The sequence below is a fragment of the Streptomyces sp. ML-6 genome (assembly GCF_030116705.1).
GTDB lineage: Bacteria > Actinomycetota > Actinomycetes > Streptomycetales > Streptomycetaceae > Streptomyces.
In genome coordinates, this window is sequence record NZ_JAOTIK010000001.1 from 426,147 (window position 1) to 449,196 (window position 23,050).

The window sequence follows — 23,050 nt, forward strand, 5'->3', positions numbered from 1 at the left end:
TCAGCTCGGAGTGGCGGCGGGGCCGGGTAAAGAGGGCCCGCGCCGCCCAGGACGCCGTATCGGGCCCGGCCGGGCAGAGGGCCGCCGACCTGGATACCGTCGCGCTCAAGCGGGCAGCCCCTCTCGGTCTCAGTCGGACCACCGCCCTGCTCGTACCTCACCACGCAAGTCGTACAGCTCACAGGACTCAACGCTCAGCCGAACTCCCCGACGTCACCCCATCAATTCCAGTACGCAGCCGAGTTGCGCCGTCGTTTGGCCATGAGAGCGGGAGGCACCTCGAGAGCCACGAATTCGGTGTTCATGACTTCGGGTTCTGGCTTACTTTCCGTGGAGTGGTTACGGAGAATCAGATTTTCGGGGCCATGCGATAGCGGTCTGGATGGGCACGAAGCCGGGGTGAGGTGAGCTCCAGGGCCCGGTTGTCACATCCGGCGCTCATGTGGTTGAGCCAGCGTTCGTACCAGCCGAGGAAGTCGGTGGCGGAGGAAACGTTGGGGCCCCAAAACCCGTCGCTGTTGCCGATGAGGACGCGGCCGGTGAGGGGACCGGTCACCCCCATGACGCATACGTCGGTGCAGCCCATTTCGATGACGTGGAGGAAGAGGTCGCGTTCGTGGGTCCCGGATCCTGTGCCGTTGAAGCCGCGAGGTGTCCCTGGTTCCCCGCGCGAATCCATGACCAGCAGGGAACACCGCTCCAGCGGCATGAGGCCGTAAAACGGCGCCGCGCCTGAGCCGCCGATGTGCGTGAGGAACTGTCGATAGGCATCAGGCAGAGCGATGTCGTGCTCGGCCTCAAACGCAGCGACGCGTGCTTCCGTCAGCTTCGGACCAAGGCGAAACTCGTGTTGCTCTTCCCCGAAGGAGTGGCTGCGCAGTGGTTGGAACGGGATCGCGGCCAGCTTGCGGCGCAAGCGGGGTATGCGGGGATCCATTGTGCCTCTTCTCTTGCCCCCATCACCCTATGGGTGGCTGGGGTCAGCCGGCCAGAAGAACCCTCTTCCGCAGGAAAGTGAAGCCGGCGCGGCCGAATTTCTCCGCCGAAGGCGCCACGCGCGGGGCCCGCCGGCAATCCAGATCGCCGCCCGGTGGCATCTCTGGCACAACCTGGGAGAGGCCGCCGAGAAGTGCGTCCATCGTCACCGTCCACGCGCTCCTCGCTGCCGGTCACCTCGCCGCCGCCCTCGCACAACCCTGGAACTCGGGGGCCGTCGAGGGACACGTCGACCGCATCAAGATGCTCAATCGTCAAATGTCCGGTCGCGCCGGCTTCGCCCTGTTGAAGAGGAGAGCCCTGCTGTCGTGACTCACATGGAACATCAACAAACAAGCAACTTGGCGGGACGGTCCACGGCATACACCGTGACTGGACGGCCCTTCAGATGGTCCTCTCGACGCGGCGCGAACCCCAGGCGCTCGGCCACCCTCACTGACGCCTCGTTGCCCGGCCGCATGAGAGCCGTGAAGTAGTCGTCGTCAAGCGTGGCAAATCCCCAGTCCAGGCATGCTTGAGCAGCCTCGGTCGCGTACCCGCGCCCCCAATGCTCTGCTCGGAGGGTCCATCCCAGTTCCACCTCGTCGAATTGCTCCCAGTACTGCAAACCGCTTCGCCCGATGAACTCCCCGCTCGGCTTCAGCTCGATCGCGCACAGACCATGGCCTCGCTCGGCCCACTGTCGCTCGATCGCGGTGAGGCGTTCCCGTGCTTGTTGCCGTGAGAAGGACCCCACGAAGCTGTTGACCTTCGGATCGGCATGGAGCTCGACGAAAGCGTCGACGTCGGACACACGCAGAGGTCGCAGGAGCAGCCGCTCGGTCTCGATCATGCGTCCGAGCATAAATCTCGCCGCCGACCGAGCCGGGTAGTCCGTGCAACGTCTCCCCACGTTGCGTACACCGCAGGAAGCGGACCAGAACCCGTTCTCGCTCGCGTACACAGCCAGTCGCGCCTGCCCCGCCCGAAGATTCTTCACGGGACAGCCCACACTCCCGGTATTCGGTAATAGAAATCTGTGGTCGCACGCGCTCAGCGTCGGACCCGCGGCATCCCCAGGCCGATCCACGAGATGATCTCCCGCTGGATCTCGTTGTTACCGCCGCCGAAGGTGAAGATGACGGCGGAGCGGTATCCGCGTTCGAGTTCGCCGTGCAGCACGGCGCCCGCCGAGCCCTCCTTGAGGGGGGCCGCCGAGCCGACGATCTCCATGAGCCAGGCGTAGGCGTCGCGGCGGGCCTCGGAGCCGTAGACCTTGACGGCGGAGGCGTCCTGCGGGGTGAGGGTGCCGTCCTGAACTGCGGAGACCATGCGCCAGTTGAGCAGTTTCATGGCGTCGAGCCTGGCGTGGGTGCGGGCCAGGAGGGTGCGGACCCAGCCGAGGTCGGCGACCCGGCGGCCGTCGGCGAGGCGGGTGTCCACCGCCCAGCGCTGGACGTCGTGGAGGGCGCGGATGGCCATGGTGCCGTGGGCGGCGAGGGTGACGCGTTCGTGGTTGAGCTGGTTGGTGATGAGCCGCCAGCCCCGGTTCTCCTCGCCGACTCGGTGCGTGACGGGGACGCGGACGTTCTCGTAGTGGCTGGCGGTGGTGTCGTGCGAGGCGAGGGTGTTGATCAGGGTGCAGGAGTAGCCGGGGTCGGTGGTCGGGACGAGCAGCATGGTGATGCCCTTGTGCGGCGGCGCGTCCGGGTCGGTGCGGACGGCGAGCCAGACCCAGTCGGCGGTGTCGCCGTTGGTCGTCCAGATCTTCTGCCCGTTGACGACGTAGTCGTCGCCGTCGCGCACGGCCCGGGTCCTGAGGGCGGCGAGGTCGGTGCCCGCCTCCGGTTCGCTGTAGCCGATGGCGAAGTCGATCTCGCCGCTGAGGATCCTCGGCAGGAAGTACGCCTTCTGCTCGTCGGTGCCGTACCGCATGATCGTCGGCCCCACGGTGTTGAGGGCCATCAGCGGCAGCGGCACGCCGGCCTGGGCCGCCTCGTCGAAGAAGATGAATTGCTCCATCGCGGACAGCCCCTGTCCGCCGTACTCCGTCGGCCACCCGACGCCGAGCCGGCCGTCGGTGCCGAGGCGGCGGATCGTCTCCCGGTAGAAGCGCTTCTGTTCCTCGGGGGCGGCATGGCGCGTGTGGGCGTCGGGGGGCACCAGGTCGGCGAAGTAGGTACGCAGTTCGGCGCGCAACTGCTGCTGTTCAGGCGTGTATTCGAGGTGCACGGCCCCTCCAGGAGTCTCGCGTTCGCGTCGCCCGTGTGCGGCGGCGCACACAGTAGAACGTGTTGCAGGAATCCGGAAGGGCCGGTGCCCTCGTGCGGGTGGGCGTGTGATCCCGGCGGCCGGCCGGGGGCCGCGGCAGACCGGGGTCGCGGCAGGCCGGCGCCTCTCGTACGGGTCAGCGCTTGACGGCGCGCAGGACGACGAACTTCGGGTTGCCCGCGACCGTGGCGCAGTTGCCGAAGATGCGGCGGAGTTGGGTGTGGTAGCCGAGGTGCCGGTTGCCGACGACCCAGAGTTCGCCGCCGGACCGCAGCGCGGCACGGGCCCCGTGGAACATGGTGCGGGCCGTCGCGTCCGTGGTGGCCTGGTGGGAGTGGAACGGCGGGTTGTTGAGCACCAGGTCCACGCTGGCGGGCGGTGCGTCCGCCAGCCCGTCGCCGACCCTGAACTCGGCCTCGGCGTCCGGGCCGGCGTTGGCCCGGAAGGTCTCCTCGGCGGAGGCGACCGCCTGGTACGACTCGTCGATGAAGGTGACCGACGCCTCGGGGTTGGCGAGCGCCGCGGCGAGACCGACGACGCCGTTCCCGCAGCCGAGGTCGACGACCCGGTCGGGACCGCTGCGTGCGGGGAGGTGGCCGAGGAAGAAGCGGGTGCCGATGTCGAGGCGGTCGGCGCAGAAGATGCCCGCGTGGTTGACGACGGTCCGGCCGGAGACCGGGCCGACGCCTTCGGGCAGTTCGTAGCGGTGGGGCCAGGGGCTGGGCGTCCGGGCCAGGCCGGGATCGGGGGTGGAGAAGATGAGCCGGGCCTTTCGCACCGCGAGGGAGGTGCGGGTCGGGCCGATGATCCGCTCGAAGAGTTCGAGGGTGGAGGTGTGGATCTCGCGGACCATGCCGGTGCCGATCACGACGGTGCCCGCGTGGACGGCCGGCGCGAGCCGGTGCAGTTGGTCCTCCAACAGCGCGAGGCTCTTCGGCACGCGTACCAGCAGGACGTCGATGCGGTCCGGCGGGGTGTCCCTGGCCGACAGCAGGCGTACGGCGTCCGCGTCCGCGCCGTTGCGGGCCAGGTTCGCCAGGGTGGCGCGCCGGGCCAGGTAGGAGTCGGTGATCTGCACGGGCCGGTGGCCGGCCAGTACGGTGCTCAGGGCGCCCCAGCGGTCGCCCACCACGACCACGGTGCCGGACAGGTCGACGGGTTCCGCCCCGTCCTCCCCCTCCAGCCTCCGCAGCAGGTACTCGTCGGCGGCATCCCAGGCGCGGAACGGGTCGCGCGGGTTCTCGGGGAAGCGGGCCAGTTCGTACCCGGCCCCTGACGTCGTCAAACGGTTCATTGTGCACCCAGGCTAGCCGAGCCGCGGGGAGTGCCCACAACACTTCCCGCGGCCCGGCCTCCGGGCGGACGCGCCCGCTACGGCAGCGCCTTGTCGATCGCCGACCGGCCCTCCCGGGCGAGCCTGCGCTCCGCCCACTGGAGGTTCTCCGGGGTGAGGTCCCGCCCGGAGGCGAGCACCAGGTCCTCCGCCGACGGATGGTCGCTGCCACCCGTGTGCAAGAGGCTGTCGGGGGTCACTCCCCGAGTTGCGGATACGGATTCGGGCTCGTCGCTCATGCCGCCTCCTCGTCCCTTTCGGACATTCTCGCCCCGCACCCGACGCGCCGCATCCGAGACCCATGCACCCTTTTCCGACACGGAGGCCGGATCATCACTTGACCTGCACATGATAGGTACGGAGCGTTCACTCCCTGGTCACGGTGCGTGTGGCACGCTCCCGCTTACCACATAGCACACGATCGCCGCGGCGCCACCCCACCACGTGGTGGTGTCGCGGCGCACGTATTTCCGGAGAGGACACCCCACATGTCCCGTCGTCACCCTCGCCACCGGCGCCCGCTGCTGGCGACCCTCGCCGCCTTCGCGGTACTCGGCGGCACCGCGGCCGCCGCACCGGCCGCCACACCCCAGGACGCGCCGACCGCCACGACCCCGCTCCGGGTACTCGACGACACCTACTACCAGGACGCCCTCGGCAAGAGCGGGTCCCAGCTGAAGAGCGCGCTGCACGACATCATCAGCGACCAGACCAAGCTCTCCTACAGCCGGGTCTGGGAAGCCCTCAAGGACACCGACGAGGACCCCTCCAACAGCTCGAACGTGATCGAGCTCTACACCGGCCGTTCCATCTCCAAGAACTCCAACGGCGGCTCGGTCGGGGACTGGAACCGTGAGCACGTCTGGGCCAAGTCCCACGGCGACTTCGGCACCGCCACCGGCCCCGGCACCGACATCCACCACCTGCGCCCGGAGGACGTCGTCGTCAACTCGATCCGCGGCAACAAGGACTTCGACAACGGCGGCAGCTCGGTCAGCGGCGCCCCGGGCAACTACACCGACAGCGACTCCTTCGAGCCGCGCGACGCGGTCAAGGGCGATGTGGCCCGCATGATCCTCTACATGGCCGTGCGCTACGAGGGCACCGACGGCTTCCCCGACCTGGAGCCCAACGAGCGGGTGTCCAACGGCTCGGCCCCGTACATCGGCCGGCTGTCGGTGCTGAAGGCGTGGAGCCAGGAGGACCCGCCGGACAGCTTCGAGAAGCGTCGCAACGACGTCATATTCGACCAGTACCAGCACAACCGGAACCCGTTCATCGACCACCCCGAGTGGGTCGAGTCCATCTGGTAGCCGGTGGCGCACCGGGGCGCCGCACGGCGTCCCGGTGCCGCCCGGCACGGTGCGTGACAGGAGTGCGGGCCCCCTCGGGCGCTGGGACACTGGAAAGGGTCCCGGCCGGACCCCGTGCCGACCCGGGGGCGGGTGCCGGGGAGAGGGGTGACCGCACCATGTCGCATGGATCCGGCGCCGAACGGCATCGGCAGTACGAGCACATCAAGGAGAGCGCGCAGGAGCGCGGGGTCGGCGAGGAGCGGGCCGAGGGGATCGCGGCCCGCACGGCCGGCGGGGACCACTTCCGTACGGGCACGGCGAGGGCCGCGCGCCGCACGTCCACTGCGGACCCGCCGTCCGCACGCCGCGCATCCGCCACGGACCCCTCGTCCGCACGCCGCACATCCGTCACAGACCCGTCGTCCGCACGCCGCACGTCCACCACGGACCCCTCGTCCACTTGCCGCGCGTCCGCCACGGACCCCTCGTCCGCGCGGCACGGCGGGGCCGGGGCCCCGGACCGCGGCCGGCTCCCCGCCACGGGCCCGACCCGCGACCAGCTCTACGAGGAGGCGCGGCGGAAGAACGTCCACGGACGGTCGACCATGACCAAGGCCGAGCTGGCCCGGGCGGTCGGCCGCTGAACGTCCTTCGCGCGGGGCCGGGACGGGGCCAGCCGTCCCAGTTCCGGTCAGCCGCCCCAGGTCCAGTCGGCCACCTCGGGCAGGTCCGTGCCGTGTTCCCGGATCCAGGCGTGGTGGCGGGTGCGGACGTCCGCCATCGCCTGGCGCACGGCCGCGGCGCGGACCCCGAGGCCGGGCACCCGGTCGATGACGTCCATGACCAGCCGGTAGCGGTCCAGGTCGTTGCGGACCACCATGTCGAAGGGCGTCGTGGTGGTGCCCTCCTCCTTGTAGCCCCGCACGTGCAGGTGGGCGTGGCCGGCGCGGCGGTAGGCGAGGCGGTGGATCAGCCACGGGTAGCCGTGGTAGGCGAAGACCACCGGGGTGTTCCGGGTGAACAGGGCGTCGTACTCGGCGTCCGGCATGCCGTGCGGGTGCTCCTCGTGGGGCATCAGCCGCGTCATGTCGACGACGTTGACCACCCGCACGGCCAGCTCCGGCAGATGCCCGCGCAGCAGGTCCGCCGCGGCCAGGGTCTCCAGGGTGGGCACGTCGCCGGCGCAGGCGAGCACCACGTCGGGCTCGCGGCTGCCGTCCTCCGTCCCGGCCCACTCCCACACCCCGGCGCCGCGGGCGCAGTGCGCGCGGGCCCGGTCCATCGTGAGCCAGTCGAAGGCCGGCTGCTTGCCGGCCACGATCACATTGACGTAGTCACGACTGCGCAGCGCGTGGTCGGCGACCGAGAGCAGGGTGTTGGCGTCCGGGGGCAGGTAGACCCGCACGACTTCGGGGCTCTTGTTGAGGACGTGGTCGACGAAGCCCGGGTCCTGGTGGGAGAAGCCGTTGTGGTCCTGTCGCCAGACGTGGGAGGTGAGCAGGTAGTTGAGCGAGGCGACGGGGCGGCGCCAGGCCAGTGCGCGGGAGGCCTTGAGCCATTTGATGTGCTGGTTGACCATCGAGTCGACGATGTGGGCGAACGCCTCGTAGCAGGAGAAGAGGCCGTGCCGGCCGGTGAGGAGGTAACCCTCCAGCCAGCCCTGGCACAGGTGCTCGGAGAGCACCTCCATGACGCGTCCGTCGTGGGAGAGGTTCTCGTCGGTGGGCAGGATGCGTTCCTGCCAGCTCTTGGCGGTGGCCCCGTAGAGGGCGCCGAGCCGGTTCGAGGCGGTTTCGTCGGGGCCGAAGACCCGGAAGTCGCGGCGTTCGGCGGTGGCGGCCGTGACGGCCTCCAGCAGACCGCCGAGCACCCGGGTCGGCTCGTGGAGCGCGGTGCCCGGGGCCCGGACCTCGACGGCGTGGTCGTCCAGCGGCGGGAGGGGCAGCTCCCGCAGCAGCAGGCCGCCGTTGGCGTACGGGGTCGAGCCGAGCCGGGCATCGCCCTCGGGCACGCAGTCGAGCACCCGGGGGCGGGGCCGTCCGGACGCGTCGAAGAGTTCCTCGGGCCGGTAGGAGCGCAGCCACTCCTCCAGTTGCCGCAGGTGGTCGGGGTCGTCCCGGACTCCGGAGAGCGGGACCTGGTGGGAACGCCAGGTGCCTTCGACGGGCACCCCGTCGACCTCGGCCGGGCCGGTCCAGCCCTTGGGGGTGCGCAGCACGATCATCGGCCAGTGCGGGCGCCGGGTGTCGCCGCCGCCTCGGGCGGCGGCCTGGATCTCCCGGATGCGGTCGACGGCCCGGTCCGTCGCGGCGGCCATCGCCCGGTGGACGTTGAGCGGTTCGTCGCCGCCGACGTACAGGGGGTCGTGCCCGTAGCCGCGCAGCAGCGCGTCGAGTTCGGTCTCCGGGAGGCGGGCGAGCAGGGTCGGGTTGGCGATCTTGTAGCCGTTGAGGTGGAGGATCGGGAGGACCGCCCCGTCGTGCACCGGGTCGAGGAACTTGTTGGAGTGCCAGGACGCGGCGAGCGGCCCGGTCTCGGCCTCGCCGTCGCCGACGACGCAGGCGACGAGCAGGTCCGGGTGGTCGAGGGCGGCGCCGTAGGCGTGGGTGAGGGCGTAGCCGAGTTCGCCGCCCTCGTGGATGGAGCCGGGGGTCTCCGGTGCCACGTGGCTGGGCACGCCGCCGGGGAAGGAGAACTGCCGGAACAGCCGCCGCATGCCTTCGGCGTCGCGCCCGATGTCGGGGTACGTCTGCGAATAGCTGTCCTCCAGCCAGGAGTTGGCCAGGACGGCGGGGCCGCCGTGGCCGGGCCCCCAGACGCAGAGGCAGTGCAGGCCGCGGGACTTGATGGCGCGGTTGAGGTGGGTGTGGACCAGGTTCAGTCCGGGTGAGGTGCCCCAGTGCCCGAGCAGCCGCGGCTTGATGTGTTCCGGGGCGAGCGGCCGGGTGAGGAGCGGGTTGTCCATCAGGTAGATCTGGCCGACGGTCAGGTAGTTGGCGGCCCGCCAGTGCGCGTCGAGTGCCGCGATCTCCTCGTCGGACGGGCCCGGTACGTGGGCCGGGCCGGCGCCGTCGTTCATGCGGTCTCCCGGAACGTGGGGCCGACGGGGTCGGGGCCGTACCAGACCGTGGTGGCGTTGCAGAATTCACGGATGCCGTGACCGGCGAGTTCCCGCCCGTAGCCGGAGTGCTTGACGCCGCCGAAGGGCAGGGCGGGGTGGGACGCCGTCATGCCGTTGAAGAAGACCCCGCCCGCCTGCAGGTCGCGCACGCAGCGGCCGGCCTCGTCCGGGTCCCTGGTCCATACGTTGGAGCTGAGGCCGAAGGGGGTGTCGTTGGCGAGGTCCACGGCCTCGTCGAGCCCTTCGACGCGGTAGAGCGTGGCGACGGGGCCGAAGGTCTCCTCGCGGTGGATGCGCATGGCGGGGGTGATGTCGGTGAGGACGGTGGGGGCGTAGAACCAGCCGCCCCTCAGTTCCGGGTCCAGGCGTTCGGGGCGGCCCCCGCCGCACAGCACGTCCGCGCCCTGCCGTACCGCGTCGTCCACCAGTTCCTCCAGGTCGGCGCGGCCCTGCCGGGAGGCCAGGGGGCCGATGTCGGTGGACTCGTGGAGCGGGTCGCCGACCGTCAGGTCGCGCATGCCGACGGTGAACCGCTCGGCGAACTCCTCGTACACGTCCGCGTGCACGATGAAGCGTTTGGCGGCGATGCAGGACTGTCCGTTGTTCTGCGCCCTGGCGGTCACGGCGGTGCGGGCGGCCCGGACGACGTCCGCGGACGGCATGACGAGGTACGGGTCGCTGCCGCCCAGTTCCAGGACGGTCCGTTTCACCGCGTCGCCGGCGATCGAGGCGACCGAGCGGCCGGCCGGTTCGCTGCCGGTGAGGGTGGCGGCGGCGACCCGGGGGTCGCGCAGGATCGACTCGACCGCGGCGGACCCCACGAGGAGGGTCTGGAAGCAGCCCTCGGGGAATCCCGCCCGGCGGAACAGGCCCTCCAGGTACATCGCGGTCTGCGGGACGTTGGAGGCGTGCTTGAGCAGGCCGACGTTCCCGGCCATCAGTGCGGGGGCGGCGAACCGCACGACCTGCCACAGCGGGAAGTTCCACGGCATCACGGCGAGGACGACGCCGAGCGGCCGGTAGTGGACGTGGACCCGGGAGGCGCCGGAGTCCCGCACGTCGTCCGGGGAGGGGTGTTCGTCCGCGAGGAGTTCCTCCGCGTGCGCCGCGTACCAGCGCATCGCCTTGGCGCACTTGGCGGCCTCCGCGCGGGCCGCGGTGATGGGCTTGCCCATTTCGACGGTCATGGTGCGCGCGATGTCCTGCCGGTCCTCGTCGAGCAGTTCGGCGGCTTGTTCCATCAGCCGGGCCCGTTCGGCGAATCCGGTGGTCCGGTACTGCCTGAACGCGGTGTCGGCGGCCGCGATCCGGCGTTCGATCTCCGCCTCCCCCAGCGCGTCGAACGTTCTGAGGGTCTCGCCGTTCGCGGGGTTGACCGTCGCGATGGGCATGGCTGGGTCCTCCTTGCCTGGGTCCTTCGACCGTGCCGTGCCCCGCGCCGCGCCGCAACGCGGGCCCGCCGGGCGGGTGCCCGGCGGGCGCGGACGGGACGTGCGCAGGTGCGCGCCGTCCGCGCCGGAAGGGATGGGACGTCCGGCGGGCGCGGGGCCCGCGGGGCGGGTGCGGCGGCCGTCTCAGACGAGGGCGGCGTCGGGCTCGGGGACGGTCGCGGTGCTGAGGACGTCGGCGGTCGCGGAGCCGGGGAGGTCGGCGGTCGTGACGGGCGGGCGGCGGAATTCGTCCACGCCGGGCATCGGCGACAGCGGCACCAGATCGACGCGGTTCGGTTCCTTCGCGTACCGGGTGAACCAGACGACCTTGCCCTCGTCGGTGCGGCAGGTGCCCCAGCTGTCGCTCAGGGCCATGATCCGGCTCAGTCCCCCGCCGCCGGTGCTGAGCAGCCGCGGCATGCCGGAGCCGTTGTCGGCGACGGAGACCGTCAGATGTCGTCCGGACCACCGGAGTTCGACGACGCAGTTGTTGTCCTCACCGACGTGCCGGTGGACATTGGTCAACAGCTCCTCCACACCGCGGCACACCGGCCGGATATGGAGTTCGAGACTCCAGTGGCGCAGGTGCGCGGCGATTATTCGCCGCAGCTGGGACACGCGCTCTGCCGAAACCTGGAGTTCGACCAGATAGTGCCGGTCGAGTGGAACGGTCATCGTCGAGGCTCCTCACATCGAGGCCCACTGGCTTCGCCCCGTTGAACCAACGACCCCCGAGAACTCGAAGAGTGAGCAGATGTCTCTTCTGGGTCACTGACAGCGTGGCCCGGCGGGGCCCGGCGCGCAACACGAGAGGGTGCCGGCCGGTCCCGCCCGGCATGTTCACAACAGGTAGGGCAGCAGCTTGTCCGGGGTGAGCGGGAGGTCGCGCAGCCGGATTCCGGTGGCGTGACGGACCGCGTTGCCGACCGCGGCGGCGGCGCCGACGATGCCGATCTCGCCGATGCCCTTGCTGCCCATCGGGTTGAGGTGCGGGTCGTCCTCGTCGATCCAGTGCGCCTCGATCTCCGGCACGTCGGCGCAGACCGGCACGTGGTAGGAGGCGAGGTCGCTCTCGGTGAAGTCCCCGAAGACGGGGTCGAGGGTGCTGCCCTCGGTCAGGGCCATGCCGACCCCCATGGTCATGCCGCCGATGAACTGGGAGCGCGCGGTGCGGGGGTTGAGGATGCGTCCGGCGGCGAAGACTCCGAGCATCCGGCGCAGCCGGGCCTCTCCGGTGCGGGAGTCGACGGCGACCTCGGCGAAGTGCGCGCCGAAGGCGTGCCGGGCGTACGGGGACTTCCCGGCGGTCTCCTGCCGGGTGTCGGCGGTGGCCGTGAGGCCCGGCGCGGGGAGGGGGCCGGGGTGCTCGCCCAGTCGCCGCAGCAGGAGGGTGGCCGCCTTGTGCACGGCCCAGCCCCAGGAGGCGGTGCCCGCGGAGCCGCCGGCCACCGGGGCGTCGGACAGATCGCTGCTGCCGATGTCGATCCGGACGTTGTCCAGGGGGGTGTCCAGTGCGTCGGCCGCGATCTGGGCGAGCACGGTGCGGGCGCCGGTGCCGATGTCGGTGGCGTTGACCCGGACGTGGTACGAGCCGTCGGGGGCCGCGTGGGCCGAGGCGCCGCAGGGGGCGATGTACACGGGGTAGGTGGCGGCGGCGACGCCCGTGCCGATGAGCAGCGGCCCCTCCTCGCGGATTGCGGGGCGCGGGTCGCGGTCGTACCAGCCGAAGCGTGCGGCGCCCGTCTCCAGGCAGGTGGTGAGGCCGCGGCTGCTGAACGGCAGGCCGGAGTCGGGTTCGTGCGCCGGGTCGTTGCGGATGCGCAGTTCGACGGGGTCCAGGCCGAGGGCGGAGGCGAGTTCGTCCATGGCGGATTCGAGCGCGTACATGCCGGGGGCCTCGCCCGGCGCGCGCATCCAGGAGGGGCTCGGCACGTCCAGGGCGGCCACCCGGTGGACGGTGCGGCCGGCCGGGGACCCGTACATGACCCGGGCCGGTACGGCGGCCTGTTCCACGAACTCCTTGACGGTGGAGGTGTGGGTGAGGACCTCGTGGTCGACCGCGGTGAGGATGCCGTCGAGTCCGGCGCCAAGCCGGACGCGCTGCACGGTGGGGGCCCGGTGGCCGACCGCGGCGGCCATCTGGCGGCGGGGCAGGGCGATCTTGACCGGCTGTCCGGTGCTGCGGGCGGCCATGGCGGCGAGGACGGCCTGGGGGCGCGGGGTGCCCTTGGAGCCGAAGCCGCCGCCGATGTGTTCGGAGACCGCGGTGACCTGCTGCGGCTTCAGCCCGAACACGGCGGCGAGGGCGTCGCGCACCGCCGTGGAGCCCTGGCTGGAGTCGTGGACGGTCAGGTGTCCGTCCGCGTCCCACCACGCCGTCGTGGCGTGCGGCTCCATGGGGTGGTTGTGCAGGGGGCCGATGGTGTACGTGGCGTCGATCTGCACGGGGGCCGTGCGCAGGGCCCGGTCGGTGTCGCCGCGTTCGCGGAGGGCGGGGTAGCCGCCGTTGACCGTCGCGGGGACGTACAGGCCGGGGTGGTCCTCGGTCAGGACGACGTCGTGCCCGGCGCTCTCGTACGTGATCCGCAGCGCCCCGGCCCCGGCCCGGGCGGCTTCGGGGGTGTCGGCCACCACGAGCGCGACGTACCAGCCGCGGTGCGGGACCCGGTCGTCCTGGAGGACGGCGAGGGTCGGGTCGTCGGGTTCCTCGAGCCGGGGGGCGTTGTCGTGGGTGAGCACGGCGCGCACGCCCGGCAGGGCCAGCGCCTCGTCCGCGTGGACGGCGGTGACCCGGCCGCGGACGATCGTGGCGGGGACGGGCCGCCCGTACAGGCAGCCGGGCGGGGTGTGCTCGGCGGAGTACCGGGCGGCGCCCGTGACCTTGTCCCGGCCCTCGCGGCGGACGACGGGGGTGCCCAGTGGCGACGGGGCCTGGCTCATGACGGGATCCTCACCTCTGCGGGTCGGCCGGTGCGGTGCGGTTCAGCTGGCGGCGGCGAGTTCGGCCAGCGCGTCCACGGCCAGGGCGCGGGCGAGGCCCACCTTGAACGCGTTGTCGCGCAGTGGCCGGGCCGCGGCGAGTTCGGCGTCCACGGCCTGTTCGAAGGTTTCGGGGCGGGCCGGGGCGCCCCGGAGCGCCGCTTCCGCGGTGTGCGCGCGCCAGGGCCGGTGGGCGAGCCCGCCGAAGGCCAGCGCCACGTGCTCGATCCGGCCGCTGCGGACGCTCAGCACGGCGGCCACCGATGCGAGGGCGAAGGCGAAGGAGGCCCGGTCGCGGGCCTTGCGGTAGAGGGAGGCGGCACCGTCCGGGGGCGGGGGCAGGAGCACCTCGGTGACGAGTTCGCCGGGCCGGGCCTCGGTGTCGCGGTGCGGGGTGTCGTCCGGCAGCCGGTGGAATCCGGTGGCGGGCACGGTCCGTTCGCCGTCCGGTCCGCGCAGGTGGACGGTGGCGTCGAGGGCGGACAGGGCGACGGCCAGGTCGGACGGGTGGGTGGCGACGCAGTGCTCGGAGTGCCCGAGCACTGCGAGGTCTCGGTGGGCGCCCTCGCGGGCGGGGCAGCCGGTGCCGGGCTCCCGCTTGTTGCAGGGTTTGGAGGTGTCCTGGAAGTAGGGGCAGCGGGTGCGCTGGAGCAGGTTGCCGCCGGTGGTGGCGGTGTTGCGGAGCTGCCCGGAGGCGCCGGACAGCAGCGCCTGCGACAGGGCGGGGTAGCGGGTGCGCACCGCGGGGTGGGCGGCCAGGTCGCTGTTGCGCACGGTGGCGCCGATGCGCAGTCCGCCGTCGTCGGTGTCGGTCACCCGGTCCAGCGGCAGCCGGCTGACGTCGATGAGCAGGGTGGGGGTCTCGACGCCGAGTTTCATCAGGTCGACGAGGTTGGTGCCGCCGCCGAGGAAACCGGCGCCCGGGTGGGCGGCGTGCTCGCGGACGGCCTCCTCGGCGGACCGGGCCCGGAGGTAGCCGAAGGGCTTCATGACGCCACGTCCTCGATCGCCTCGACGATGCGGGGGTAGGCGCCGCAGCGGCACAGGTTGCCGCTCATCCGCTCGCGGATCTCCGCGGCGTCGAGGGCGGCCGGGACGGCGACGGGGGCGGTGCGCCCGGTGGCGTGGGACGGGAAGCCCTCCGCCGCCTCGCCGAGCATGCCGACGGCCGAGCAGAGCTGGCCGGGGGTGCAGTAGCCGCACTGGAGGGCGTCGCGTTCCAGGAACGCCGCCTGGAGCGGGTGGAGCCGGTCGCCGTCGGCGAGGCCCTCGACGGTGGTGACGGCGGCGCCGTCGTGGACGACGGCCAGCAGCAGGCAGCTGTTGGCGCGCCGGCCGTCGACGAGGACGGTGCACGCCCCGCACTGGCCGTGGTCGCAGCCCTTCTTGGCGCCGGTCAGTCCGAGGTGTTCGCGCAGGGCGTCCAGGATCGTGGTGCGGTGGTCGAGCGTGAGGGTCCGCGCGGTTCCGTTGACCCGCAGCGTCAGGGTGGAACGGTCGGCGGTCGCCGTCTGCTGCCGGGCGCCGTCGTCCCGTCCGTGGGAGGGGTCCACTCACTCGCACCTTTCAAGGGGTGACTTCCGGGTGTTTCCTCATGGATGGTCCGTTTTCTACCAGACGGGGAGCGTGTTCCCGGTTCATTGCCCCGCGCCCGGGCCGTGCCCCGCCGGACGGTCGCCCGACCGGCTCCGCAGGCGCAGGCGCACCTCTTCCTCCTGGTCGCCGGAGACCGCGCCGACGACCTGGACGTCGAAGGCGTGCGCCAGGCTCTGCCTGAGCCGTTCGACCGCCCAGTAGCCGCCCTGCACGTCGACGCTCACGGGCGCTTCGAGCGCGACCGCCCCCGAGACCACCCTGGCCTCGGTGACGTCGACGGTCACCGCCCACACCGTGGGGCGCTTGCCCGCGAGGTGCTGCGGGACGTCGGCCGAGGCCCGGTCGGTGGTGAACGCCGCCCGCAGCACGTCGAAGACCATCCGCGCGTCGTCCTTCCCGCACCCGCTGATGACGACCGACACCTCCTGGCCGTATCCGCTCGCCGCCGTCTGCTTCTCCTTGATCGTGTTCACCGCGGTTCCTTCCGGTCGGTGCGGCGCCGCACGTTCCCGCGCCGGGGCCGGCCCACCGGCCGGGCGGATCCGGCGCCCGTCATTCCGCTCAGGCCCCTTTGACGATCCGGGGGCTGTCTCCAGCCTCGCTCCGCGAGGGCGCGACAGCGACACGAGGGCCCCGTCGGCGCGGGCTCCTCCGCCCGCCGGAACCCGCCGATCGGGCGGGCCCGCCGCCCTCGCCCCGTGCCGCCCGCGGGGGCCTGCCCGGACCCTCAAGCGAAACACTTTTCGCCCCATATCCACTTAAAATATGAATTCATAGTGTTTGTCGAGTGCGGGACCCGCCTCGGGGTATCCGGCACATATGGACGGATCACACATGGATCTATCGCAGATGGACCTGAATGCGCTGGCCTCCACCCTCGCCGACGGCCGGGGCGCGACCGGAGTGGTGATGGGCGTCGTCGGGGTGGCGCTGGTGGGCATGCTGATCGGCGGCTTCTGGCTGGGCAAGCGGCGCCGGGACCAGGAGCTGCCACCGCCCAAACCCGAGGAACAGCCACCGCAGCCGGATCACCGGAGCCACGTCGAGGCGCATGACGTGCACGGGGACGACAGTTTCCCGCCCGACGGCAGGGGGCTTTCCCCCTACGAGCTCGGGGACCACGGGAACGAGGTCCTGCGCCGCAACGGCGACGAACGCCGCGAATGAACCCCGGGCTCCCTCACGACGGCTCCCCCGGGCGCGCACCGATGCCGGCGCCGCTGACCGGGGCGGCGGCGCCCTGCTGGGTCAACCTCATGACCCGCGACCTGGGGGCGGCGCAGGAGTTCTACAGCGCCGTGCTGGGGTGGTCCTTCCGGCCGGGCAAACTGGGGCAGGAGTTCTCGGTCGCGCGCCGCGGCGACGTACCGGTCGCCGGGATCGGCGCGATGGCGACCGCCTACCGGGTGGCCGTGGCCTGGACGCCCTACTTCGCCGTTCCCGACGCGAACGCGGCCGCCTCGCGCATCCGGGAACGCAGCGGCACGGTCGCGGTGGGACCGCTGGCGCTCGGCGAGGGGCGCGGGGCCCTGGCGGCGGACCGCGACGGCGCGGTGTTCGGCGTATGGGAGCGGACCGAGCCCGCCGCGGCCTCGCCGCCCGCGCCGGACGACCGCTCGCACGCCTGGCTCCGGCTGCACACCAGGAACGCCTTCGACGCCGCGATCTTCTACGGGGAGGTACTCGGCTGGGCGAGCGGGCGCCCGGGGTGCTGCGAGGTGTCGTACGAGAAGGACGAGGTCGTCGTCGACTGCCGCGGCCGACGGCTCGCCCGCATCGGGTCGGGGGCGGTGGAGGCGGCGCCCGATCCGATGCTCCGCCCGCACTGGCAGGTGTACTTCCCGGTCGCCGACGTGACGGCCACGGTCGCCGCGGCGCGGGAGAACGGCGGCGCCCTGGTCGAGCGGCGGCCGCTGGACGGGGGCTCCGAGGCGACCCTGATGGACCCGGACGGGGCCCTCTTCACGGTCACGGACGTCCCGGAGATCGCCGTGGCGGACCCCGCCGACCGGACCGCACGCGCCCAGGACCGTCCCCCGCGATCGTGACCGTGGTCGTGCCCCGCACCCTGCCCCGTTCCCGCTGCTCCCCCGGGCCGGCTCATTCCGGCCCGGGGCGCTCCTCCCCACCGGGCGACGAGGAGCGGACCAGGGCCCAGGCCGGGAACACGAACCAGCAGGCCAGGAACCACGCCGCCATGCCGCCCACCAGCCACAGGGCCACGGAGTCGTGCAGGGCCACCCGGAGGATGAGCAGCAGGGCGGAGCACATGGTGCAGAACAGCAGGATGAGCCCGAGCAAGGTCATCCGGGACGCCCAGGTGACCGTCTGCGGTTTGAGCCGCCGTCCGGTGAGCAGCCGGTGGTACGAGACGGGTCCGATCAGGGCGGCGGCGGTGGCCGAGCCCAGCATCACGGTGACCACGTAGATGTTGCGGTCGGTGTCCGAGAGCTCGGCGAAGCGTGGCTGGAAGACCACGGCGAGCAGGAAGCCGAACAGGATCTGGACGCCCGTCTGGGCCACCCGCAGCTCCTGGAGCAGGTCCGTCCACCGTCGGTCCGCCCGTTCCTCGGGGGTCTCGTGGCGGCCCGAACCGCCGAAGGGGCCTGCTGTCGGGGTCACCAGGAGCCTCCGTCCGAATACCCGGCCGTACGCGCCCCCTCCTCCCTCACCGTAGACCCGGCGGCGGGCGCGAGCATGTTCATGCCCCTCGGCCCGCGGCACGGCGCCGGGGTCACCCCTCGCGCGGATCCGCGCCGCGGTCCGGGCCGGTTGCCTCCCCCGGCGCCCCGACCGGCAGCAGCAGCTCGGGCCGGTCCCACATCACCGCGGGCGGGCGGGCCGCCGACATGCCGGTGCGCAGGGCGCCCATGCTCCGGTAGAAGCCCTCGGCCGGCGGGTGCGAGACGACGCGGACGCCGCTCAGCCCGGCCCGGCCCGCCTCGCCGCGCAGATGCCCGATGAGGAGCCGTCCGATGCCGAGCCCCTGCGCGTCGTCGGCGACGAACATGAGGTCGAGTTCCGGCGGCGAGAGGATGAGCGAGTAGAAGCCGAGCAGCCGGTCGGTGCCGGTCTCGACGGCCGCGAAGACCCGGTGGGTCTCGATGTAGTCGGGGCCCACCCGGTAGCCGGCGACCATCGCGGCGTAGTGCCCCTCGTAGGCGCTGGAGGTCCTGACCAGTCGGGTGAGCCGCTTCGCGTCCCGGGCGGTCGCCCGCCTGACGTGCACGGCCGCCCGGCGCGATACCCCGCCCGGACGCGTAATGCTCGATGTCATGGGCCGAGTATTACTCATCCGGGCCCGGGGGCCGGACGGCCGTCGCCCGGCAGGCCCTCACGCGGAGTCGCGCGCGGCGCGCCACTCCTCGACCACGGCCTCGACGTCGAACGGCCGGAGGTTCAGCAGCGGTCCCGACGGCGGCCGCCTGATGGCCGCCCGGATCTTCTCGTTGACCTCGGTGAGCATGCGCCGCACCTCGGCCTCCGTGCGCACCCCGGGAACGGCCGCGGACACCTCCTCGGCCTCCTTGCGCAGGGCCAGCGCCGGGGGGAGCACCGACACCCCTTCGCGCTGCATCTTCCGCTTGATCCACCAGTTCTCGTCGTAGGGGGCCTCGACGCTGTCGAGCGGCTTCCCGAAACCCGGCAACTGCGAGAAGTCTCCCCGCTGTTCGGATTCCCGGATCTGCTTGTCGACCCATGACTCGAAGCTGACGTTCGGGGGTTTGCGCTCGGTCAACGTACGCCCCTTCCGGAGTTTCGTAATCCGTGCTTTCACGATACCCGGGGCCGGTACGCGGCCGGGGCGGCCGGGTCAGTGCGCGTGCCCGGCGCCACCCTCGTCCTTGCTCTTGTTCCCGCCCTCGCTCCTGCTTTCCTGGTGGTCGCCGCCCTTCTCGGCGGATGCCGGCACCCGGAGGGTGAAGGCGGCCGTGCGCACCTTGCCCTCGTGCTGGAAGTCGAGGAAGAGGCGGTACGTGCCCGCGCTGGGCGCCGTGGCGGTGAAGGACACCTCGGGGCCCGGGCCCCCTTCGTTCGGGTGGACGTGGAGGTAGGCCAGGTCGCCCGAACGCAGGGCGACCAGGTGCCCGTACGCACCGAGGTAGCGCTGGAGGTCGGTGACGGGGCGGCCGTTCCGGCTGATGGTCAGTTTCAGTTCGCCCGACCGGCCGGCCCGGAGGTCGCCGTCGAGCGCGACGTCGTATCCGTCGGTCCCGGCGGTGGCGCGCGGGGCGGGCAGTGCGGCGGGGCGGTACGCGCCGGAGACGGCCAGGTCCGCGCCCAGGGTGAGGTTCCCGGCCCCCGGGGCGGCGGGGGTGAAGTCGGCGAACGCCCGGTAGCCACCGGCCTCGGGCAGGTCGACGGAGGTCGACCAGGTGCCGTCGGCCGCGCGGACGGGGTGCAGGTGCCGGTACTGGGTGAGGTCGCTCGACGCGAGGATGAAGTGCAGTTCCTTGCCGTGCTCGCGCCGGTAGGCGGTGACCTTGCGTCCGCTGTCGTCCTTGACGGTGAACCGGATCTCGCTGCGGGCCCCGGCGCGGATCACCGGGTTCTCGAGCGCCAGCGTGTATCCGCCGTCGGATATCCCCAGGCCACCGGCCGCATGGTCCGCCGCCTTCCGCTTCTCCTCCCCCCCGCCCGCCCCCTCTCCCCCGCCGTGGCCGCCGTGCTGCGCGGGGCGGTCCTCGGCCGCCACCAGCGGGTCGACGCTCCTGCCCACGCCGTACGCGGTTCCGAAGGTCGCGGCGAGTGCGGCGGCGAAGGCGGTGATCCTCAGGGCGTTGTTCATGACGGTTTCCTCCTCGGGTGGACCGGGAGGCCGCGCCCCCCGACACACCACAAGATACCCCCTAGGGGTATCAAGTCAACCCGGGAGGGCGGCTTCGTCCCCCGTCCTCGCGAAAGGCGGGGTCCGCCGGTACGCGCCGGGGCGTCCGGCTCAGGCGGGCACCACGAGTCCGCCGCGCAGCCGCTCCAGCGCGGCCTGCGGGATCCGCAGGCCGTCGCGCACATAGCCCTCCAGCCCGCCCCACCGCTCGTCCATGGCGTCCAGCGCCGTGTCCAGGTACCGGGGCCGGACCTCGCTGATCGCGGACGCGATGTCCGGGTCGCCGCCCGCGTCGAGGAAGTCCTGCACGTAGGGGGCGAAGGCGACCCGCACCACCGGGTTCACCGCGAGGAACTCGGCCCGGACGGCCTCGCGCGAGGCACCGAGCACCATCAGGAGGAGGGCGGTGGCCCAGCCGGTCCGGTCCTTGCCCGCCGTGCAGTGGAAGAGCACCGGGCGGGCCCGGTCGTCGGCGACCGTCTCGACGAAGGCCCGGTGGGCGGCCGCGGCACCCGGCGAGAGGACCATCTGCCGGTAGGTCCCGGCGAACATCTCCTCCGCCTTCCCGCCCCCCAGCAGCCGCTCGGCCTCGACGGGGTCGGCGAGCAGTGCGCGCAGCCGGGCGGGCGCCACCCCCGGGTTGCCCCCGAGCACGTCGGCGACGAACAGCCGCGCCCCGGGAGGCAGCCGGTCCGGTGCCGCGGAGCGCTCGTCGGCGGTCCGCAGGTCGACGACGGTGCGGATGCCGAGCGCGGCCACCTCCGAGTCCTGCGCCGCGTCGAGCCCGCTGAGCTGACCGGAGCGCAGTACGACCCCGGGCCGCACCCGCTGCCCCCGCCCCAGGGCGATACCACCCAGGTCGCGCAGGTTGAGAACGGTGGATGCCGGGACGGCCCTGGCGGTCTGCACGATGAAATTCCCCTGTTCCCGACGCGTGTGCGCATTGATTCGGCCTGGCCGGTCAAACGTCGCACGCGCCCGGTGAATCGACAAAGTAAAACGCCGGGCGGCGGCGATCGGGAACCCCTATGGAGATAAAGGAAATGTGAAATCAACCCCTTGCATGCCCAGGTCAGGAGCGTTTTCACAGGGAAAAGCAACTCTTTCCCAGACCTCCCGGTCGACCTTCCACCCTTTTGCCGTACGGGTCGGCCGGAGAGAATCGAATTTCCGCCCCCTTTTTTTCCTGCCGTACGCGTCCGGTCCGGATCAAGGCCGGTCCGTTCACCGGGTGACGACGGTGACCTCGGTGGCCTTGACGCTCGCCCACACGGCCGTTCCCTCGCCGAGGCCCAGCTCGGCCGCCGCCTGGGGGGTGATCTCGGCGACCAGGTCCGGTGCTTCGTCGAGGACGACGGCCACCCTGATCCGGCTGCCCACGGCGGTGAGTTCGCGGACGATGCCGGGCCAGACGTTGCGCGGGCTCCCGGCCGGCCGGTCGCGGTGCACCGCGACCGCTTCCGGGGCGATGACCGCGAGGACGGCCGTCCCCTCGGCGGGCGCGTCCGCGACGACCAGCCGGCCGCCGTCCGCGAGGGCGAGGGTGCCGTCACCGGCCGCGGTGCCCGCCCAGGCGTTGCGGCCGAGCATCCGGGCGACCCACGGCGAGCGCGGGTGCCGGGTCACCTCGGCCGGGGTCGCGTACTGGAGGGTGCGGCCCTCGTCGAGCACGAGCACCCGGTCGGCCAGCGAGGCCGCTTCGACGGGGTCGTGGGTGACGATCAGGCAGACGCCGCCGAACCCGGCGAGGTGGGTGCGCAGGGTGCGCCGGACGTGGGCGCGGGTGGTCTGGTCGAGGGCCGCGAGGGGCTCGTCGAGCAGCAGCAGCCGGGGGCGGGCGGCGAGTGCCCTGGCCAGGGCCACGCGCTGGGCCTGGCCGCCGGAGAGCTGGGCGGGTCTGCGGTGGGCGAGGTGGCCGACGCCCAGCCGGTCGAGCCACCGTTGCGCCTCGCGCCGGGCCTCGGCCCGGGGGACGCCGCGGGCGCGGAGCCCGTACGCGGTGTTCGTCAGCGCGCTCAGGTGCGGGAAGAGCGCGCCGTCCTGCGGCACCCAGGCGACCTGGCGGCGGTGCGGGGGCAGTGCGGTGACGTCGGTGTCGCCGAGGCGCAGCCGGGCGCGGGCGCGCGGGGTCAGGCCGAGCAGGGCGCGCAGCAGGGTCGTCTTGCCCGCGCCGTTGGGGCCGACGACGGCGATCGTGGTGCCGGCTCCGGCGTCGAGGGTCAGCCGGTTGAAGCCGGTCACCTCGGCATGCAGCGACCAGTGCTCCTGCCGGGCGGGGGACGGCACCTCCCGGTCGGCCGGGGGCTCCGTCGCTGCCGGGTCCTTCGGGTCGTCCGGGACGGGGCCGGGGGCGCGCGAGCGGTCGCGCGGCGTTCCGGTCCAGCGCCCGCGCAGGGCGACGAGTACGGCCATGGCGATGGCGAGCAGCAGCAGCGAGACGGAGGTGGCGGCCTCCGGGGACTCCTGGAGCAGCAGATAGACCTGGAGGGGCAGCGTCTGCGTGGTGCCCGGCAGGTTTCCTGCGAAGGTGATGGTCGCCCCGAACTCGCCGAGTGCGCGCGCCCAGGTGAGGGCGGCCCCGGCGGCGAGGCCGGGGGCGACCATCGGAAGGGTGACGGTCCGGAACACCCGGACCGGCGGGGCCCCGAGGGAGGCCGCGGTCTCCTCGTACGCGGGGCGCAGGCCGGCCAGTGCCCCTTCGAGGCTGATGACGAGGAACGGCATCGCCACGAAGGTCGCCGCGACCACCGCGCCCGATGTGTGAAAGGGCAGGGTGATGCCGAAGGCGTCCTCCAGCCAGGGGCCCAGCAGCCCCCGTCGGCCGAAGCCGAGGAGGAGGGCCACGCCCCCGACAGTGGGCGGCAGCACCATCGGCAGCAGGACCAGGGAACGGACGAGCGCCTTGCCGGGGAAGTCGACCCGGGCCAGCAGCCAGGCCAGCGGCACCCCGAGCAGCAGGGACAGTCCCAGCGCCCAGAAGGAGACGAGCAGGGACAGCCTGAGCGCCCGGGTGACGTCCGGATCGGTCAGGTGGGCGCCGAGGTCGGCCCAGGGGGTGCGGGCCAGGATGCCGATCAGCGGCACCAGCAGGAACGCGACGGCGAGCAGGGCGGGAAGGGCCAGGGCGACGGGGGTGCGCACGCCGGGCACACGGCTGCGGAGGGCTCTCATCGGCATTCCCTGGAGGGATCGGTACGGGGTACGGGGAACCTGGCTCCCCCG

Annotated in this window: 22 protein-coding genes and 1 pseudogene; 4 read left to right on the forward strand and 19 right to left on the reverse strand. The window is 72.6% G+C overall.

Annotation, left to right across the window (positions count from 1 at the left end; all coding sequences use genetic code 11):
- Window positions 1–349 precede the first annotated feature (349 nt).
- The 6 genes from OCT49_RS01950 to OCT49_RS01975 form a co-directional block, all read right to left on the reverse strand.
- Entirely contained in the window at window positions 350–937 is a 588-nt protein-coding gene (locus OCT49_RS01950) for an SMI1/KNR4 family protein (RefSeq protein WP_283850151.1), read from the reverse strand.
- A 43-nt stretch (window positions 938–980) separates the two neighbouring features.
- The gene (locus tag OCT49_RS01955) at window positions 981–1,145 is read right to left on the reverse strand and encodes a hypothetical protein (protein WP_283850152.1); all 165 of its coding nucleotides are present in this window, start codon (window positions 1,143–1,145) and stop codon (window positions 981–983) included.
- Between the two features lie 176 nt (window positions 1,146–1,321).
- On the reverse strand, window positions 1,322–1,828 hold the full coding sequence (locus OCT49_RS01960; protein WP_283850153.1) for a GNAT family N-acetyltransferase: 507 nt from the start codon (window positions 1,826–1,828) through the stop codon (window positions 1,322–1,324).
- A gap of 200 nt (window positions 1,829–2,028) precedes the next feature.
- Window positions 2,029–3,207 carry an acyl-CoA dehydrogenase family protein gene (locus OCT49_RS01965; protein ID WP_283850154.1) on the reverse strand — a complete coding sequence of 393 codons (1,179 nt, stop codon included), beginning with the start codon at window positions 3,205–3,207 and terminating at the stop codon, window positions 2,029–2,031.
- Between the two features lie 175 nt (window positions 3,208–3,382).
- Window positions 3,383–4,540 carry a methyltransferase gene (locus tag OCT49_RS01970; RefSeq protein ID WP_283850155.1) on the reverse strand — a complete coding sequence of 386 codons (1,158 nt, stop codon included), beginning with the start codon at window positions 4,538–4,540 and terminating at the stop codon, window positions 3,383–3,385.
- Window positions 4,541–4,617: 77 nt separating this feature from the next.
- Window positions 4,618–4,818 carry a hypothetical protein gene (locus OCT49_RS01975; protein WP_148836055.1) on the reverse strand — a complete coding sequence of 67 codons (201 nt, stop codon included), beginning with the start codon at window positions 4,816–4,818 and terminating at the stop codon, window positions 4,618–4,620.
- 249 nt (window positions 4,819–5,067) lie between these two features.
- Here OCT49_RS01975 and OCT49_RS01980 point away from each other — a divergent pair, with 249 nt between their 5' ends.
- The gene (locus tag OCT49_RS01980) at window positions 5,068–5,892 is read left to right on the forward strand and encodes an endonuclease I family protein (protein ID WP_283850156.1); all 825 of its coding nucleotides are present in this window, start codon (window positions 5,068–5,070) and stop codon (window positions 5,890–5,892) included.
- Window positions 5,893–6,410: 518 nt separating this feature from the next.
- Window positions 6,411–6,518: pseudogene (locus tag OCT49_RS01985) on the forward strand (plasmid stabilization protein); the annotation flags it as partial.
- 47 nt (window positions 6,519–6,565) lie between these two features.
- On the opposite strand, the gene OCT49_RS01990 reads toward OCT49_RS01985, so the two are convergent.
- The 7 genes from OCT49_RS01990 to OCT49_RS02020 form a co-directional block, all read right to left on the reverse strand.
- Window positions 6,566–8,953, reverse strand: coding sequence for a phosphoketolase family protein (locus OCT49_RS01990; protein ID WP_283850157.1), 2,388 nt, complete (start codon window positions 8,951–8,953; stop codon window positions 6,566–6,568).
- Complete coding sequence (locus tag OCT49_RS01995) at window positions 8,950–10,386, reverse strand: NADP-dependent succinic semialdehyde dehydrogenase (protein WP_283850158.1); 1,437 nt, start codon at window positions 10,384–10,386, stop codon at window positions 8,950–8,952. Before OCT49_RS01995 ends, OCT49_RS01990 begins: the two co-directional genes overlap by 4 nt.
- Window positions 10,387–10,569: 183 nt before the next feature.
- Window positions 10,570–11,100 carry an ATP-binding protein gene (locus tag OCT49_RS02000; protein ID WP_283850159.1) on the reverse strand — a complete coding sequence of 177 codons (531 nt, stop codon included), beginning with the start codon at window positions 11,098–11,100 and terminating at the stop codon, window positions 10,570–10,572.
- A 165-nt stretch (window positions 11,101–11,265) separates the two neighbouring features.
- The gene (locus tag OCT49_RS02005) at window positions 11,266–13,365 is read right to left on the reverse strand and encodes a xanthine dehydrogenase family protein molybdopterin-binding subunit (protein ID WP_283850160.1); all 2,100 of its coding nucleotides are present in this window, start codon (window positions 13,363–13,365) and stop codon (window positions 11,266–11,268) included.
- Window positions 13,366–13,407: 42 nt separating this feature from the next.
- The gene (locus OCT49_RS02010) at window positions 13,408–14,394 is read right to left on the reverse strand and encodes an FAD binding domain-containing protein (protein WP_283850161.1); all 987 of its coding nucleotides are present in this window, start codon (window positions 14,392–14,394) and stop codon (window positions 13,408–13,410) included.
- On the reverse strand, window positions 14,391–14,957 hold the full coding sequence (locus tag OCT49_RS02015; RefSeq protein WP_283850162.1) for a 2Fe-2S iron-sulfur cluster-binding protein: 567 nt from the start codon (window positions 14,955–14,957) through the stop codon (window positions 14,391–14,393). Before OCT49_RS02015 ends, OCT49_RS02010 begins: the two co-directional genes overlap by 4 nt.
- 84 nt (window positions 14,958–15,041) lie before the next feature.
- Window positions 15,042–15,473, reverse strand: coding sequence for a hypothetical protein (locus tag OCT49_RS02020; protein WP_283850163.1), 432 nt, complete (start codon window positions 15,471–15,473; stop codon window positions 15,042–15,044).
- Window positions 15,474–15,834: 361 nt separating this feature from the next.
- On the opposite strand from OCT49_RS02020, the gene OCT49_RS02025 reads away from it, so the two are divergent.
- Together OCT49_RS02025 and OCT49_RS02030 are read left to right on the forward strand one after the other, a co-directional pair.
- Window positions 15,835–16,167 (forward strand): DUF6479 family protein, encoded by a 333-nt coding sequence (locus OCT49_RS02025; RefSeq protein WP_283850164.1) that lies wholly within the window; start codon window positions 15,835–15,837, stop codon window positions 16,165–16,167.
- Window positions 16,168–16,208: 41 nt separating this feature from the next.
- Window positions 16,209–17,048, forward strand: coding sequence for a VOC family protein (locus OCT49_RS02030; RefSeq protein ID WP_283850165.1), 840 nt, complete (start codon window positions 16,209–16,211; stop codon window positions 17,046–17,048).
- 52 nt (window positions 17,049–17,100) lie between these two features.
- Here the strand turns inward: OCT49_RS02030 and OCT49_RS02035 are convergent, their stop codons facing one another.
- The 6 genes from OCT49_RS02035 to OCT49_RS02060 all read right to left on the reverse strand — a co-directional run bounded on the left by OCT49_RS02035 (window position 17,101) and on the right by OCT49_RS02060 (window position 22,999).
- The gene (locus tag OCT49_RS02035; RefSeq protein WP_283850166.1) at window positions 17,101–17,622 is read right to left on the reverse strand and encodes a DUF6328 family protein; all 522 of its coding nucleotides are present in this window, start codon (window positions 17,620–17,622) and stop codon (window positions 17,101–17,103) included.
- Between the two features lie 112 nt (window positions 17,623–17,734).
- Entirely contained in the window at window positions 17,735–18,277 is a 543-nt protein-coding gene (locus OCT49_RS02040) for a GNAT family N-acetyltransferase (RefSeq protein WP_283850167.1), read from the reverse strand.
- Between the two features lie 57 nt (window positions 18,278–18,334).
- Window positions 18,335–18,739 (reverse strand): DnaJ family domain-containing protein, encoded by a 405-nt coding sequence (locus OCT49_RS02045; protein ID WP_283850168.1) that lies wholly within the window; start codon window positions 18,737–18,739, stop codon window positions 18,335–18,337.
- Window positions 18,740–18,814: 75 nt separating this feature from the next.
- Window positions 18,815–19,789 (reverse strand): DUF8832 domain-containing protein, encoded by a 975-nt coding sequence (locus OCT49_RS02050; RefSeq protein WP_283850169.1) that lies wholly within the window; start codon window positions 19,787–19,789, stop codon window positions 18,815–18,817.
- Between the two features lie 150 nt (window positions 19,790–19,939).
- Window positions 19,940–20,737, reverse strand: coding sequence for a tyrosine-protein phosphatase (locus OCT49_RS02055; protein ID WP_283850170.1), 798 nt, complete (start codon window positions 20,735–20,737; stop codon window positions 19,940–19,942).
- A gap of 315 nt (window positions 20,738–21,052) precedes the next feature.
- A complete protein-coding gene (locus tag OCT49_RS02060; protein WP_502963325.1) occupies window positions 21,053–22,999 on the reverse strand; it encodes an ABC transporter permease in 1,947 nt (648 codons plus the stop codon).
- Between the last annotated feature and the right edge of the window lie 51 nt (window positions 23,000–23,050).

Excerpts from the sequence above, each read along its gene's own strand:
- OCT49_RS01950 (WP_283850151.1), bottom strand. The coding sequence starts at position 937 with ATGGATCCCCGCATACCCCGCTTGCGCCGCAAGCTGGCCGCGATCCCG.
- OCT49_RS01960 (WP_283850153.1), bottom strand. The coding sequence starts at position 1,828 with ATGATCGAGACCGAGCGGCTGCTCCTGCGACCTCTGCGTGTGTCCGAC.
- OCT49_RS01970 (WP_283850155.1), bottom strand. The coding sequence starts at position 4,540 with ATGAACCGTTTGACGACGTCAGGGGCCGGGTACGAACTGGCCCGCTTC.
- OCT49_RS01975 (WP_148836055.1), bottom strand. The coding sequence starts at position 4,818 with ATGAGCGACGAGCCCGAATCCGTATCCGCAACTCGGGGAGTGACCCCC.
- OCT49_RS01980 (WP_283850156.1), top strand. The coding sequence starts at position 5,068 with ATGTCCCGTCGTCACCCTCGCCACCGGCGCCCGCTGCTGGCGACCCTC.
- OCT49_RS01990 (WP_283850157.1), bottom strand. The coding sequence starts at position 8,953 with ATGAACGACGGCGCCGGCCCGGCCCACGTACCGGGCCCGTCCGACGAG.
- OCT49_RS01995 (WP_283850158.1), bottom strand. The coding sequence starts at position 10,386 with ATGCCCATCGCGACGGTCAACCCCGCGAACGGCGAGACCCTCAGAACG.
- OCT49_RS02000 (WP_283850159.1), bottom strand. The coding sequence starts at position 11,100 with ATGACCGTTCCACTCGACCGGCACTATCTGGTCGAACTCCAGGTTTCG.
- OCT49_RS02005 (WP_283850160.1), bottom strand. The coding sequence starts at position 13,365 with ATGAGCCAGGCCCCGTCGCCACTGGGCACCCCCGTCGTCCGCCGCGAG.
- OCT49_RS02010 (WP_283850161.1), bottom strand. The coding sequence starts at position 14,394 with ATGAAGCCCTTCGGCTACCTCCGGGCCCGGTCCGCCGAGGAGGCCGTC.
- OCT49_RS02025 (WP_283850164.1), top strand. The coding sequence starts at position 15,835 with ATGGATCTATCGCAGATGGACCTGAATGCGCTGGCCTCCACCCTCGCC.
- OCT49_RS02030 (WP_283850165.1), top strand. The coding sequence starts at position 16,209 with ATGCCGGCGCCGCTGACCGGGGCGGCGGCGCCCTGCTGGGTCAACCTC.
- OCT49_RS02040 (WP_283850167.1), bottom strand. The coding sequence starts at position 18,277 with ATGACATCGAGCATTACGCGTCCGGGCGGGGTATCGCGCCGGGCGGCC.
- OCT49_RS02050 (WP_283850169.1), bottom strand. The coding sequence starts at position 19,789 with ATGAACAACGCCCTGAGGATCACCGCCTTCGCCGCCGCACTCGCCGCG.
- OCT49_RS02060 (WP_502963325.1), bottom strand. The coding sequence starts at position 22,999 with ATGAGAGCCCTCCGCAGCCGTGTGCCCGGCGTGCGCACCCCCGTCGCC.